Below are 12,907 nucleotides of genomic sequence, written 5' to 3'. Positions count from 1 at the left end.
TCGACGAACGCGAGGATATCGACGGTTTGCGTCGATTCTGGATTGGCCGAGCGGATTTCGGCGTCGCTCATCACGACGTATTTGCCCTTCTCGTACTCGAAACCGCGCACGATGTTGTCGCGCGTCAGATGGACGCTTTACGATCGGGCGTCCGAAGCACGTCGCGACGACGGCATTCTTGTCGACCCTGACAGCGTCCGTATCTGCGATGCGATCGACTACGATTTCATCGGCCATTTCGGCGAACCCGTCGGTGCATTTGCGGCGCGTGCGGCAGAGATCGACCAGCTCCTGAGCCGATGGCTCGAACGGCATCCCGACGGCTTGATCATATCCTTGGGCGAAGGGCTGGAAACGCAGGCTCGCCGCGTGGACAACGGGCGGATGCGCTGGCTGACGGTCGATCTTCCTGCTGCCATCGAACTGCGCGAGCTTTTTCTTCCATCGTCCACGCGCTTCGATCACATTGCCGCGAGCGTGTTTGAGCCAGGATGGATCGACGGGATTGAATCCGGCCCCGATGTTTTCATCGTCGTTCAAGGCCTCTTCATGTATCTCGAACCCGAAACCGTGAGACGTCTGTTCATACAGATCGTGGAGCGTTTTCCGGGTGCTGAAATTGCGTTCGACATCATTCCGCGATGGTTTTCCCAGTTGACCCTGTGGGGCTTCATGCAGACGCCGCGCTATCGCCTGCCGCCCATGCCTTGGGGTATCGATAGTAACGAGATTGCGGGTCGCCTGCGCAACTGGTCGTCATCCATCGCTGCCATGAACGTGCTCGAGTACAGGATCCCGCGTGGCTGGCCGAAGGTGACCGAGGACCTTTTTCGCATGAATCCGCTGACAAGATGTCACTTGCCGTGCCTGGTCCATTTGAAGGTTCGCGAGCAGTAGTGACCGCGCCGCGCAGTTCAATGCCGCGCGCACGAAGCAAAGCGCCTGACACAGGCATAACGCAACTTCAAGGCTGGGAAGCATCACGGCAACGATCATAAAATCCACCCCTTCTTCGAGCCCCGCGTCATGAAAGACAAGATTGTCACCGCTGATGAAGCGATCGAGTTGATCCGCGATGGGGACGCTGTATGCTGCTCCGGCTTTGTCGGAATCGGTACTCCGGACGACTTGATCATGGCGCTGGAAAGACGGTTCACGGGCTCGGGTTCGCCACGCGATCTCACGCTCGTATTTGCCGCCGCGCCGGGGGACGGCAAGGATCAGGGCCTGAACCGGGTAGCACTGCCGGGGCTCATAAAACGCGCCATTGGCGGACATTGGGCGCTGTTGCCGAAGCTCGCGAAGATGGCGACCGACGATGTGATCGAGGCATACAACCTTCCGCTCGGAACGATCTCGCATTTGTATCGGGACATCGCCGCTCATCGGGCCGGCACGATCACTCAGGTTGGACTGGGCACGTTCGTCGATCCCCGCCAGGGTGGCGGAAAGATCAACGCGAGAACGACCGAGGAACTGGTCAGCACCATCGAAATCGATGGCAGGACGTGGCTTTTCTACAAGGTCTTTCCCATCAACGTGACCCTGATCCGAGGCACCACGGCAGACCCCGAAGGCAACGTCACGATGGAGCGCGAGGCGCTCGTGCTCGACGCGATGGAGGCGGCAATGGCCGCCCATAACTCGAACGGACTCGTGATCGTCCAGGTGGAAAGGATCGCTGCGAGCGGGACGCTCGATCCTCGTGCAGTTGTCGTTCCCGGAATCTTCGTTGACCGTGTCGTGGTCGCATCCAATGGCGCGCACGCCCAGACTTACGGCACGGCGTACAGCCCTGCTTTCTCCGGCGAAATGAAGGTTCCGCCGGGCACAACGGAAAGCGCGGTGCTTGACGAGCGAAAAGTGATCGCGCGTCGATGCGCCTTCGAACTTCCCCTGGGTAGCGTGATCAACCTGGGTATTGGCGTCCCTGAAGTCGTAGGAGCCGTCGCCGCGGAAGAGCAACTGCTGAGCCACCTGACGTTGACCGCTGAACCCGGTGTGATCGGCGGCGCGCCCCAAGGCGGCTTGAATTTCGGCGCGGCAATCAATATCGATGCCCTGCTGCACCAGAACCAGCAGTTCGATTTCTACGATGGCGGAGGGCTGGACCTCGCGTGTCTCGGCATGGCGGAGATCGACCGGTGTGGAAACGTCAACGTCAGCCGCTTCGGGCCGCGCCTGGCCGGTGCCGGCGGATTCATCAACATCAGTCAGAACGCGCGGCGCGTGGTGTTCGCGGGAACGTTCACGGCCGGCGGACTCGAAGTCGCAGTCGAGGATGGACGTCTGCGTATCGTGTCGGAAGGGTCGAAGAGGAAACTCGTCGAGTCGGTCGAGCAGATCACGTTCAACGGGTCTCTCGCGGCCGAACGCGGCCAGCCTGTGACGTATGTGACTGAGCGGTGCGTCTTCCAGCGCGTGTCCGAAGGACTTGAACTGACCGAAATTGCACCCGGCATCGATATGGAGCGCGACATTCTTGCCCACATGGACTTCATGCCTATCGTGCGCAACGTGCGTTCGATGGACCCCCGTATTTTCCTGCCGCAACTCATGGGGCTCGCAACGGTGCTCCTCGATCGGCAAATGAGCGAGCGGCTCAGCTATGACGTCGAGCGCAACACGCTCTTTGCGAACTTCGAGGGCATGGGCGTCCGCTCGACCAGCGACGTGGAAAGTGTGCGGCGCGTGCTCGAGGCATTCTGCGATGGAATCGGCCATAAGGTTTCACTGATAGTCAACTACGACGGATTCCGTCTGGATGATCCGGTTGCCGATACGTACTTCGCAATGGTCAGGCGTTTGCAGCTCAAGTACTACAGTTCGGCGACCCGTTTCTCCGCCAGTGCATTCATGCGCGTGAAACTGGGCGCCGCTTTTCGTGAAGTCGATGCCGAATCGCACGTCTGCGAAACGCATGCGCAAGCCGCAAACCATGTGGCGAGCCAACTCGAAGATGAAGTAGGGCGCCCGCTACGCTGAGTCTTGCTTTCAGCGTCAGGGACATTCAATGCGCAATCCCGCATCTTTTGGCATTCTGAATGCGCTGGCAGGAACAGTCCGCTGCAATACGCGGCGATTAGCCGTGATTGAAAGAGTCAAGGAGATTACGTATGAAAGCATCAGATCTGTTCGTCAAGGCGCTGGAGAACGAGGGCGTCGATCGCATCTTCGCGGTGCCGGGCGAAGAAAATCTCGACGTTGTCGAGTCGCTGCGACGCTCGACCATCGAGTTGGTCGTCACCCGCCATGAGCAGTCGGCGGCATTCATGGCGGCCACCCACGGCCGCCTGACAGGACGGCCGGGTGTCTGCATGGCAACACTCGGTCCCGGTGCGTTGAATCTGGTCACAGGTGCAGCCTACGGCCATCTTGGCGCCATGCCGATGGTGCTTATCACCGGGCAAAAGGCCATCATGACAGCGCACCAGGCGCGCTTTCAGATAGTCGACATAGTCGCAACCATGAAGCCGCTGACGAAGGCGTCCCGGCAAATAGTCAGCGGGAGCAGCATCCCGAGCGTGGTGCGCGAAGCGTTCCGCCTCGCCGCGGAAGAGCGGCCCGGTCCGGTCCACCTCGAGTTGCCCGAAGACGTGGCCGCCCAAGAAGTAAGCGATGACGTGGCGCTTGTTCCGCCGCATCCGGTCGAGCTTCCGGTCGCGCAAGAGGCTGCCATCGAACGGGCCGCGGCCATGCTGATGAAGGCCGAGCGTCCGCTGGTCATGTTCGGTGCGGCGAGCAACCGTCCCCGGCTCGCGGGCTAGTTGACCGAATTCATTCGACGTACCGGCATCCCGTTTTTCAACACCCAGATGGGCAAGGGCACCGTGGCCGCAGTCGGCCATGACGAAGCCAGCGAACTCTGGATGGGAACAGCGGCGCTAAGCGAACGCGACTATCTTCACGAGGCAATAGACCGTGCTGACCTGATCCTGGCGATCGGCCATGACACGGTCGAAAAGCCGCCGTTCATCATGGGCCCGGACGGACCCAAGGTCGTTCATGTGAGCTACACGCCGGCCCACGTCGAACAGGTGTTCTTCCCCCATGCGGAAGTGGTGGGCGATCTTGGCCTGAGTCTCGCGCGGCTTGCCGATCACGTTCAGGGCAAGCTTCCGAACGCAGCGGCGCTGGCGCCGTTGCGCGAGGGCATTCTGAAGCGGACGATGGACCGCGCGGGGGAATCGCGCTTTCCGCTGACGCCGCAGCGCATCGTCCATGACGTACGCGAAGTCATGCCGGCCGACGGCATCGTCGCGCTCGATAACGGCATGTACAAGATCTGGTTTGCGCGCTGCTACCGGACCCGCAGCGCCAACACGCTGCTGCTCGACAACGCGTTGGCAACGATGGGCGCGGGTTTGCCGTCGGCCATGATGGCCGCGCTGCTTTACCCGGCGCGGCGTGTGATGGCGGTGTGCGGCGACGGCGGTTTCATGATGAACTCGCAGGAACTCGAGACCGCCGTGCGGCTGAAGCTCAACCTGGTTGTGCTGATCATTCAGGACGATGCCTACGGCATGATCCGGTGGAAACAGGCCGTAGACAACTTCACGGATTGGGGTCTCACGTTCGGCAACCCCGACTTCGTCAAGTACGCCGATGCCTACGGCGCAAAAGGACGGCGCGTCGAATCAGCCGAAGCACTGGCACCGACGCTGGAAGACGCGTTCCGCGAAGGCGGTGTGCAACTGGTCATTGTTCCGGTCGACTATTCGGAGAACAGCCGCGTACTCGTCGACGAACTCAAGAACCGTGTCAGGGAGGTCGCGCAATGAAGATCAAGGCCGCTGTCCTGCAAGCAATGGGCGCAACGCCGCCTTACGCCGTCTCGCGCCCCTTGCGTATTGAAGAGATCGACCTGGCGCCCCCCAGCGCCGATGAAGTCCTGATCAAGATTGCGGCCGCCGGCCTGTGCCATTCGGACCTCTCCGTCATCAACGGCGACCGTCCTCGTCCTATGCCGATGGCGCTCGGTCACGAGGCCTCCGGCGTCGTAGAGGAACTGGGGGCTGGCGTGACGGATCTCCAGGTGGGCGATCACGTCGTCGTGGTGTTCGTGCCGAGCTGTGGCCACTGTGCACCCTGCGCCGAAGGACGTCCTGCATTATGCGAACCGGGCGCCGCAGCAAACGGGGCAGGCACCTTGCTGTCCGGCGCGCGCCGCCTAACGCGCGGCGGCGAGGCCTTGAACCATCATCTCGGGTGCTCGGTGTTTGCCGAATATGCGACCGTGTCGCGCCGCTCTGTCGTCAAGATAGATCCCGGTGTTCCACTGGAGGAGGCTGCGCTGTTCGGGTGTGCTGTGCTCACGGGTGTCGGCGCGGTGGTCAACACGGCCCAGGTCAGGGCCGGTGCATCGGTTGCCGTGGTGGGCCTCGGTGGCGTGGGGTTCGCGGCACTCATTGGCGCGCAGGCGGCGGGGGCCCGGCAGATCATCGCAATCGATTTGTCCGATGACAAGCTGGAGCAGGCGCTCGCCTTGGGTGCCACGCACACGGTCAACGCCGCTCGGGCCGATGCATCCGAGCACATCCGGGCGCTGAGTCATGGCGGCGTCGAATTCGCTTTTGAGTTCGCCGGCTCGATCCACGCGCTGGACCTGGCTTACCGTATTACACGACGCGGCGGTTCGACCGTGACAGCCGGGCTGCCTCCGTCAACCGCACTCTGGCCGCTTCCCGCAGTCAGCCTTGTTGCGGAAGAGCGCACCCTGAAGGGGAGCTATATCGGCACGTGCGTGCCTTCGCGCGATATTCCGCGTTACATCGATCTCTATGTGCAAGGTCGTCTGCCCGTGAACAAGCTGCTTACCGGCCGCCTCAAGCTCGACGAGATCAATCGTGGCTTCGACTTGCTGCATGAGGGCAAGGCGATTCGCCAAGTGGTGGTATTCGAGTGATCAGGGGACAGCGACGCCTTGGGTAATTCGACCTAAGTCCGAGGCAGTGGAGTCACGAATGGTGTTCGAGGTCCAGTTGGGATGAAAGGTAGACGCCAGATCACACATCATGAGAGCCGCGCACTGGGTTTCACTCGTCGGGCTAGGATGTCGACGAGCCAAAGAAGACTGCCGTGCCATGGACCATGAAGCCGCGCCTGGAACGTCCGGTACAGCATTGCGTGCCCTAACTGTGCGATGCGCCCCCGAATGAAGCCGCCCTTGAAGAAGCCGAAACGACCGAGCGAGCCGTAAGCATCGAAACCTCCAAGGGAAACGAGAGACCCGAAGTCATGATATGAAGCCGCTGGCGCCTGGCTGCCTGCAATCAGTTTTGGAAGATTGCGGCACATATATACGGCTTGCTGATGGGCGGCCTGCGCTGTTGTCGGAACCGCATTGTCACGGCCAGGCAGTTGCGGACTGGCACAGTCACCGACAGCGTAGATGTGCGGATCGTCCACGCTGCGCAGCGTGGGCCCGACCACCAGTTGCCCCGAGCGGGTTCGTTTCACGTCGCCCATGTTGTTCAAGAGATCGGGTGCTTTGACACCGGCTGCCCATACCTTGAGAACGGCCGGAATCGTTTCACCATCGACGAGATGGAAGCCGTTTTCGTCCACCGACGCCACGCGTGCGCTCACGCGCACCGTGACACCAAGTTCCGAGAGCTTGCGGTGGGCTGCATCGGCCACGCGTTGGGGGAACGGCCCAAGAAGGCGAGGGCCGGATTCGATCAGCAAGACTTTGAGATGGCTCGACGCGCCGCGTGCGCCGTATTCTTCCGCAACGGCCGCGATCCGGATCAGTTCGGCAGCCAGTTCTACGCCGGTTGCCCCGCCACCGACTATCCCGATGGTCAGCAGCGTATTCGACACGACCGCCTGGATCAACCGAAGCCGCAGTTCATCATTGAAGGCGATGGCCTCAGACCGCGAATCGATGGTCGAGCAATGGTCTTTCACGCCGGGCGTACCGAAGTCGTTCGCACGGCTCCCGACCGCCAGCAGCAACGTGTCATAGGCGACAACGCGCGCGGGCACGACCTCGATCTCTCCGCGGCAAAGTGGTCCAATATGGATCTCGCGCCGCTCGCGATCGATGCTTGTCGCGCACCCGGGCTGATAGGTGAACCCATAAGTCCTTGCCTGGGCGGCGAACGCTGTCTCTTGCGCGCCGGCGTCCGAGGACCCGGCCGCAATCATGTGCAGCATCGGCTTCCAGACGTAAGCCGGTTCCTTGTCTATCAACGAGATTTGCAACGAGCCGTTGCGTGCTGCGTTACGTGCGAGGTGCGTGGCGATGTCTAGCCCGGCAACGCCTCCGCCTACGATAACTAATCTGTGCGGCTGCTGATTTGTTCGCTGTGTCGATTCCATGCCCATCACGTCCGCATAGTCGGGACGCAACCTGAAGCAAGCAGCGGTCCTGCGCCACTCGATGGTCCTGGCCTCGATCGCTTCTGGTACGACGCATGTTCCCATGCGCTGTATATTCGGTGCGCCGGAAATGCCATGCCGGGAGCATTGCTTGCTGTCATGCAATGGTGCAAACCGCTCCCCGGTGGAGGAGGATTCAATGACAACTCAACAACGTTCCAGCACCCAGACGGACAAGCATGGACAATCGTCCGACGGCGATGCCGACGAAACCTTCAAGACGTTCAAGGATCTGGTCAACATGACGCCCGCTCAGATCGAGAAGTGGCTGCAAACCGATGAGTCCCGCGACGTCGGCCAGAAATCCGGCGGAAACGAATCGGTCGGTCATCAATCAGGCCGGCACATCATCGCCATTCTCGGCAAGAAGAAGGCCGACCTGTCGGAGGCGGATTATGCGCACATGCGCAAGGTTATCGGCTACATAAAACGACATCTCGCCCAACGTCCTCACGATGTCGAGCACTCGAACTGGCGCTATTCGCTGATGAATTGGGGCCATGATCCTGTGAAGTGACGTGCCGGGAATCAACGAAGCGCAACCCGTTCGCTTTTGGCGCTGATCGCCGCGAACAACGCATCTCGCCCCCGGCCTTCCAGCCACCGGTCGAACGTCAGCAGACCAGGGAACGATTCGCGCAGAGATGCAAGGTCGGCATTACCGGACAGTCGGCCGTCATCGACAAGCCTGGCCAACGTCCCGAGGAACGGGCTTTCGGCGAGCACGGTGTCCGGAAAGCGGCGATACACCACGGGACGCCCGGTTATCAGGCTGAATTTGCTGGCCAACGCCGGACCAGTTACTGCATCGCCCGCTATTTCGATAGTGCGGGACGAGAACACTTCAGGCGCCGAGAAGATCCGCGCCACGATCTTTCCGATATCTTCGGCGGCAATGAATTGCATCGGCTGGTCCGCATGCATGAAGAAGGTGAGCTCGCCTTTGTCGAGTCCCATGCCAGGCAGCATCAGGATTTCCATGAACGCGCTCGGGCGCACAATCGTCGAGGTCATGTCAAGGCGGCGGACGTAGGCTTCGATTTCGCTTTTGCTGTCGAAGTGTCCCATCCCGGTTTTGGTGGGACCCGCTGCGTTGGTCGAGCTGTAGACAAAGTGCTGGACGCCGCTTTTCAGAGCGATGTCAGCGACGCTCTTGCCGTAGCGGATCTCGTCTTCATCCGTGACCCCGTACGCAACGCCTTGACCGGAACTCGGCTGCACGCTGAACACGCCATAGACGCCTGCCATTGCATCCTGCATGGACTGCGGATCGGAGAAATCTCCCTTCACGGTTTCGACTCCAATCGCCGCAAGCGCCTTTGCACTGTCGCTCGCCGGGTTGCGCACGAACGCCCGCACCTTCCACCCGTCAGAGCGCAATGCCTTCGCCACGGAGCCACCCTGTTGCCCGGTTGCCCCGAACACGAGGATCGGTTCATCAGTTCTGTTCATCGCGGTATCCGAAAGTAACTATTGACGGGGCGATTGTAGGCCGCTATATCTTTTCCGCAAGACGGCACGGGGGTGTGCGTTAGTTACATGGAGGTAACCTTGTCCCAGACAGTTTTCGGCCGCCCGTTTGCCATGACGCACGAAGGTCCGGTTGTGACGCCATGTGCGCCGCACGATGTGCTGGCGCGTCTCGGGGACAAGTGGACGATCCTGATCATGTCGTTGTTGTCGCTCGCCCCGCATCACCGGTTGCGTTTTTCGGGCATCCAGCGCGGTGTGAACGGCATCTCCCAGCGCATGCTGACGGCGACACTCAGAAACCTGGAACGTGACGGCTTGCTCGTGCGGCACTACTTCCCGGAAGTACCGCCGCGCGTCGAGTATGAACTGAGCGAAATGGGCATCAGCATGTTGCCGGCGCTGGAAGGATTCACCGCGTGGATCCGGGTGAACTGGCCGGCGATCGAAGCGTCCCGGCAACGATACGATTCGCAGGCCTCCGGCGACGACTAGCGCGGATGGCATTCCCAATCGTTGTAAGCCGGCTTGTCGAGCGGAGTCAGCCCGGGGATCATGAAGACGGAGCAACCGAATCGACGTCCCTTCGTGGTGGTTGCGTCGTAGGTCACGGGCGTTCCCCCAAGTGAGTTGCGCTGGCCGTATTTGATGTTGGAAACGGTTATCTCGTCAGAAGAAGCCAGCCCGATAGTTCTGGACGTGGTTTTCTGAACTTCGATCATGTTCATCTGCGTCGTGCCGCAGGCCGACAAACCGGTCAACAACACGGCCGAGATTGCGGCGAGTATCAGTATTTTCTTGTTCAAAAGAATCCCCGTGAGTGTGATGTCTAAGTCCTGCCATCGGCCGCCCATAGCGCGCGGCCGATCCGTTGCATGCATGCCGCGGTTCAAACGCCGAACAGTGATACAGGCGTACAGAGCGCTCCTTTGCAGTTTCCCGGCGTGAAGTAGAGCGTCTGGATCTTGCCGCTGGGCAGCACGAACCCACCAACCAGGCCGTTACCCTTCGCGCCCTCGACGTTCGCCTGCTGAATGAACGTTGCGCTGGTGGTGGCCGGATCGAGGCCATAGAAGTTGAACGTGGCGGACTGCGACAGCTCCTTCGCGAAGATTGCGCCGGTTCCATCGGAGAACACGAACTCTCCGCGGAAACGATAACCACGCGCACCTTCACTATTCAGTTGCGTCATGAACGAGGTATCGTCGGTCGGCACGGCCGTGATCTCGTAGCCGTATGTCGCATTACCCTGCGAGCTCTTTTCGTAGATCGATGACGTGCTCGCATCGCCCAATATGAACGCCGGTGCGAGGTTGTAATAACCCTGCGCACCTTGCGCGTTGGCTTGTGTCAGGAAATCGGTCTTGCTCGCGGGCTGGGTCAGGACCTGATAGGAATACGTAGCGATTGAGCCATTGTCTTTCCTGTAGAGAAAGAACATGTCGGTACCCACGGCCAGTTCGCCCGCCCATCGGAAACCCCTGGCGCCTTCGCTATTCGCTTGCGTCAGGAATGCGGCGCTGCCCGACGTGACGTCCTGTACTTCGTAGCTATAGGTTGTCGCTTGATCCTTGACAAAGGTCGATGTCTGATCGAGCGTTGCGGTCGCAGTGAAAGCAAAGTCGCTCAGATAGCGATAGCCCTGCGCGCCTTGCGTGTTGAGACTGGACAGGAACTGCGCGCGGCTTGTGTCGGGCGTGAGGCCTTCGTAGATGAAAGCGGTAATTGCCGGTGTCGATGGTGTCGACGGCGTATCGGGCGCCGTGTTGGCCGGCGTGCCATTACCGGAATCAGGGGAGTTATTCGATGTCTTTGCATCATCTCCGCCACAAGCCGCCAGCGCAAAGGCGGCGTATATGACTGGCATCGACCATTTAAGCATCCAGACCCGTGAGCTACTCATTTGCAAACACCCCTTTGTTTTTAATACTTGCAATTGGTTTAGTACCGACGCAAACGGATTACCGGTCGGTCGACTGATCGGCAGACGCGAGACATGATGGCGAAGTCGTTGAACCCGCTGCACCATGGGTATCGAGCCGGTTGACTACCGGTTCCAGTGGCGCAGTGGTTTTCTCACCTGATGAATCAGGCGAAGGAATGGTAGCAGTTGCCTAATTGATGAATTTGCCTGAACGTCCCGATTGCTTGCCTGCGCGTCTCAATTGAATGAGAGTGAGTCGGCACGACCATCAGAAACTGACGAATGTCCTGCTGAGTATCTAAAGCCGGCCGCGGGCGTCGTAGCTCCATCAGCCAAGGTCATGCGCATCCGCTTGACGAGGCCGATGAAGCTGCTGCCTTAACGCATAAGCGGCCACGACAGCCGCTATAAACCCCGATGCAGCACCAACGCCCAGCGACCAGCGCGGGCCGGGATGGTCCGCAATCCAGCCAACGATGGGCGCGCCGATCGGCGTGCCCCCGAGCGCAATGCCAAGACGCAGCGCCATCACACGTCCGCGCATGGCGGGTTCGGTCGAGAGCTGCATCAGCGTGTTGGTGGCGTTGGTGAAGGTCAGGGCCGCTACGCCGATCACGACCAGCGCCGCCGCGAACAGCCAGTAATTCGGTGCGATGGCCGCGAGCGTGCAGCCGAACCCGAACGTCAGGGCGCCGATCAGCAGCGACGTGAATTGCGGTTTGCCGCGGCGGGCGGCGAGGAGAGCGCCCGCGACCGTGCCAACCGCCATGATCGATGACAGGAGACCATAGCCACGCGCATCGGTATGAAAGACGCCGACCGCCATGGTCGAGATGAAGATCGGGAAGTTCAGTCCGAAAGTGCCGATCAGGAACAGCATGACCAGGATCGCCTTGAGGTCCGGCCGGGACCATACATAGCGAAACCCTTCGGTGAAGCTGCCCTTGGTGCGGCGAGCCCTCGCATTCGCACGCAACTCGGAGACGCGGAACAACGACAGGGAGGCCAGCACCGCGATAAAACTCACGCCGTTGATCATGAACGCCCAGCCGGTGCCGACTGAAGCGATGACCAGACCGGCAACCGCCGGCCCGATCATCCGCGCGGCGTTGAACGAAGTCGAATTGAGCGCGACCGCGTTCGACAGATCCTCGTCGCCGACCAGTTCCGCCACGAAGGTCTGGCGCACGGGTGCATCGAATGCTGCCGCGCAGCCGGACAGGAAGGCGAACACATAGACGTGCCAGAGCTGGACGACGCCCGTGACGGTGAGCAAACCCAGCGCCAGGGCGAGCGTGCCCATGGCTGCCTGCGTAGCAACCAGCAGCTTGCGCTGGTTGTAGTGATCGGCAGCGAAGCCTGTCCAGGGCAGCAACAGAAGCTGCGGCCCGAACTGGAGCGCCATGACCACGCCCACGGCCGACGCATTGTGATGCGTGAGCTGGGTGAGCACGAGCCAGTCCTGAGCCGTGCGCTGCATCCAGGTTCCGACATTGGAAACAAGCGCGCCGGCCGCCCACACCCGATAGTTGTAGCTCCTCAGCGACCGAAATGTGCCGGTTGCCAACTCGGTCATGAACGCTCTGGACTATTACCGCCGTGCAGGCGGCCAAAGAGCCGCGCGCACAGCAATCCCATGGCCAGGATGCCGAGCCCGAAAGCAAGGGCATCGCTCGTGATCTTCAGTTCGAAATCGCCGACGCGGCAGACGAGCACATACCCGAGGACGATATTGAAGAAGCCCCAGAGCACGTTCACGGTAGACGATGAAAGCCCTTGCCCCGGCGGTTTGGCGAACGGGCTCTGGAACGGCTCTCCTTTCACGCCGCTGACGAGATGCGGCACGGCGTTGGTGAGAAAAACGCCGCCAAAGAAGTAGGAGACAAGCTGCAGCCATTCCATGTTCAGTTCCTCGTTCCAAGCAGGTCGATGATGTTCTGGGCCGTGCCGGTTTCGCCCAGCCTCGGGAAGACGTTCCTGATGCTGTAGTCGTGCGCCTCGGAACGTGAATCCGTCATCGCGTCGATGGCGGGCGTCACGTTGAACCCGTGCTCATAAGCCTGGCGGGCGGTCGATTCGACGCCGGTCCCGGTAGCGACACCCGTGACCCAGGTCGTCGTCACGGGTGTA

11 protein-coding genes and 2 pseudogenes are annotated in these 12,907 nt (G+C 60.8%); 5 read left to right on the top strand and 8 right to left on the bottom strand.

Annotated elements, in window-relative coordinates; genetic code table 11:
- Nucleotides 1-128, bottom strand: a pseudogene (locus ACRXB1_RS16970) (Ku protein); the annotation flags it as partial.
- Nucleotides 129-1,026: 898 nt separating this feature from the next.
- Between ACRXB1_RS16970 and ACRXB1_RS16965 the strand changes: the two are divergent.
- The 3 genes and pseudogenes from ACRXB1_RS16965 (at nt 1,027) to ACRXB1_RS16955 (ending at nt 5,905) form a co-directional block, all read left to right on the top strand.
- Nucleotides 1,027-2,985, top strand: a complete 1,959-nt coding sequence (locus ACRXB1_RS16965) for an acyl CoA:acetate/3-ketoacid CoA transferase (RefSeq protein WP_449492635.1) — start codon at nt 1,027-1,029, stop codon at nt 2,983-2,985.
- Between the two features lie 131 nt (nt 2,986-3,116).
- Nucleotides 3,117-4,781 (top strand): annotated as a pseudogene (locus ACRXB1_RS16960) (acetolactate synthase large subunit).
- Nucleotides 4,778-5,905: a zinc-dependent alcohol dehydrogenase family protein gene (locus ACRXB1_RS16955; RefSeq protein WP_449492634.1), complete on the top strand. Its 1,128-nt coding sequence runs from the start codon at nt 4,778-4,780 to the stop codon at nt 5,903-5,905. The pseudogene ACRXB1_RS16960 and the gene ACRXB1_RS16955 overlap by 4 nt, the downstream one beginning before the upstream one ends.
- 107 nt (nt 5,906-6,012) lie before the next feature.
- Here ACRXB1_RS16955 and ACRXB1_RS16950 read toward each other — a convergent pair whose 3' ends face one another.
- The gene (locus tag ACRXB1_RS16950) at nt 6,013-7,428 is read right to left on the bottom strand and encodes an NAD(P)/FAD-dependent oxidoreductase (RefSeq protein WP_449492633.1); all 1,416 of its coding nucleotides are present in this window, start codon (nt 7,426-7,428) and stop codon (nt 6,013-6,015) included.
- Between the two features lie 94 nt (nt 7,429-7,522).
- Here ACRXB1_RS16950 and ACRXB1_RS16945 point away from each other — a divergent pair, with 94 nt between their 5' ends.
- Nucleotides 7,523-7,900 (top strand): DUF3140 domain-containing protein, encoded by a 378-nt coding sequence (locus ACRXB1_RS16945; RefSeq protein ID WP_449492632.1) that lies wholly within the window; start codon nt 7,523-7,525, stop codon nt 7,898-7,900.
- 11 nt (nt 7,901-7,911) lie between these two features.
- On the opposite strand, the gene ACRXB1_RS16940 is transcribed toward ACRXB1_RS16945, so the two are convergent.
- Nucleotides 7,912-8,835 carry an NmrA/HSCARG family protein gene (locus ACRXB1_RS16940; RefSeq protein ID WP_449492631.1) on the bottom strand — a complete coding sequence of 308 codons (924 nt, stop codon included), beginning with the start codon at nt 8,833-8,835 and terminating at the stop codon, nt 7,912-7,914.
- A 99-nt stretch (nt 8,836-8,934) separates the two neighbouring features.
- Between ACRXB1_RS16940 and ACRXB1_RS16935 the strand changes: the two genes are divergently transcribed.
- Nucleotides 8,935-9,348: a winged helix-turn-helix transcriptional regulator gene (locus ACRXB1_RS16935; RefSeq protein ID WP_449492630.1), complete on the top strand. Its 414-nt coding sequence runs from the start codon at nt 8,935-8,937 to the stop codon at nt 9,346-9,348.
- Here ACRXB1_RS16935 and ACRXB1_RS16930 read toward each other — a convergent pair.
- From ACRXB1_RS16930 to ACRXB1_RS16910, 5 genes are all read right to left on the bottom strand, one after another.
- Nucleotides 9,345-9,659, bottom strand: a complete 315-nt coding sequence (locus ACRXB1_RS16930) for a hypothetical protein (RefSeq protein ID WP_231941522.1) — start codon at nt 9,657-9,659, stop codon at nt 9,345-9,347. The two genes, ACRXB1_RS16935 and ACRXB1_RS16930, sit on opposite strands and share 4 nt — an antisense overlap.
- Nucleotides 9,660-9,742: 83 nt before the next feature.
- Nucleotides 9,743-10,756, bottom strand: coding sequence for a hypothetical protein (locus tag ACRXB1_RS16925; protein WP_449492629.1), 1,014 nt, complete (start codon nt 10,754-10,756; stop codon nt 9,743-9,745).
- Between the two features lie 349 nt (nt 10,757-11,105).
- Nucleotides 11,106-12,353 carry an MFS transporter gene (locus ACRXB1_RS16920; RefSeq protein WP_449492628.1) on the bottom strand — a complete coding sequence of 416 codons (1,248 nt, stop codon included), beginning with the start codon at nt 12,351-12,353 and terminating at the stop codon, nt 11,106-11,108.
- On the bottom strand, nt 12,350-12,679 hold the full coding sequence (locus ACRXB1_RS16915) for a hypothetical protein (protein WP_449492627.1): 330 nt from the start codon (nt 12,677-12,679) through the stop codon (nt 12,350-12,352). The genes ACRXB1_RS16920 and ACRXB1_RS16915 overlap by 4 nt, the downstream gene beginning before the upstream one ends.
- A gap of 2 nt (nt 12,680-12,681) precedes the next feature.
- On the bottom strand, nt 12,682-12,907 hold a 226-nt coding region (locus ACRXB1_RS16910), incomplete at its 5' end, for an isochorismatase family protein (RefSeq protein ID WP_449492626.1).

The organism is Caballeronia sp. M23-90 (assembly GCF_053574605.1).
This window is presented reverse-complemented; position numbering and strand designations above follow the sequence as displayed.

Bases quoted from the DNA above. Each gene is read 5' to 3' on its own strand.
- ACRXB1_RS16965 (WP_449492635.1), top strand. From the start codon at position 1,027: ATGAAAGACAAGATTGTCACCGCTGATGAAGCGATCGAGTTGATCCGC.
- ACRXB1_RS16955 (WP_449492634.1), top strand. From the start codon at position 4,778: ATGAAGATCAAGGCCGCTGTCCTGCAAGCAATGGGCGCAACGCCGCCT.
- ACRXB1_RS16950 (WP_449492633.1), bottom strand. From the start codon at position 7,428: ATGGGAACATGCGTCGTACCAGAAGCGATCGAGGCCAGGACCATCGAG.
- ACRXB1_RS16945 (WP_449492632.1), top strand. From the start codon at position 7,523: ATGACAACTCAACAACGTTCCAGCACCCAGACGGACAAGCATGGACAA.
- ACRXB1_RS16940 (WP_449492631.1), bottom strand. From the start codon at position 8,835: ATGAACAGAACTGATGAACCGATCCTCGTGTTCGGGGCAACCGGGCAA.
- ACRXB1_RS16925 (WP_449492629.1), bottom strand. From the start codon at position 10,756: ATGAGTAGCTCACGGGTCTGGATGCTTAAATGGTCGATGCCAGTCATA.
- ACRXB1_RS16920 (WP_449492628.1), bottom strand. From the start codon at position 12,353: ATGACCGAGTTGGCAACCGGCACATTTCGGTCGCTGAGGAGCTACAAC.
- ACRXB1_RS16915 (WP_449492627.1), bottom strand. From the start codon at position 12,679: ATGGAATGGCTGCAGCTTGTCTCCTACTTCTTTGGCGGCGTTTTTCTC.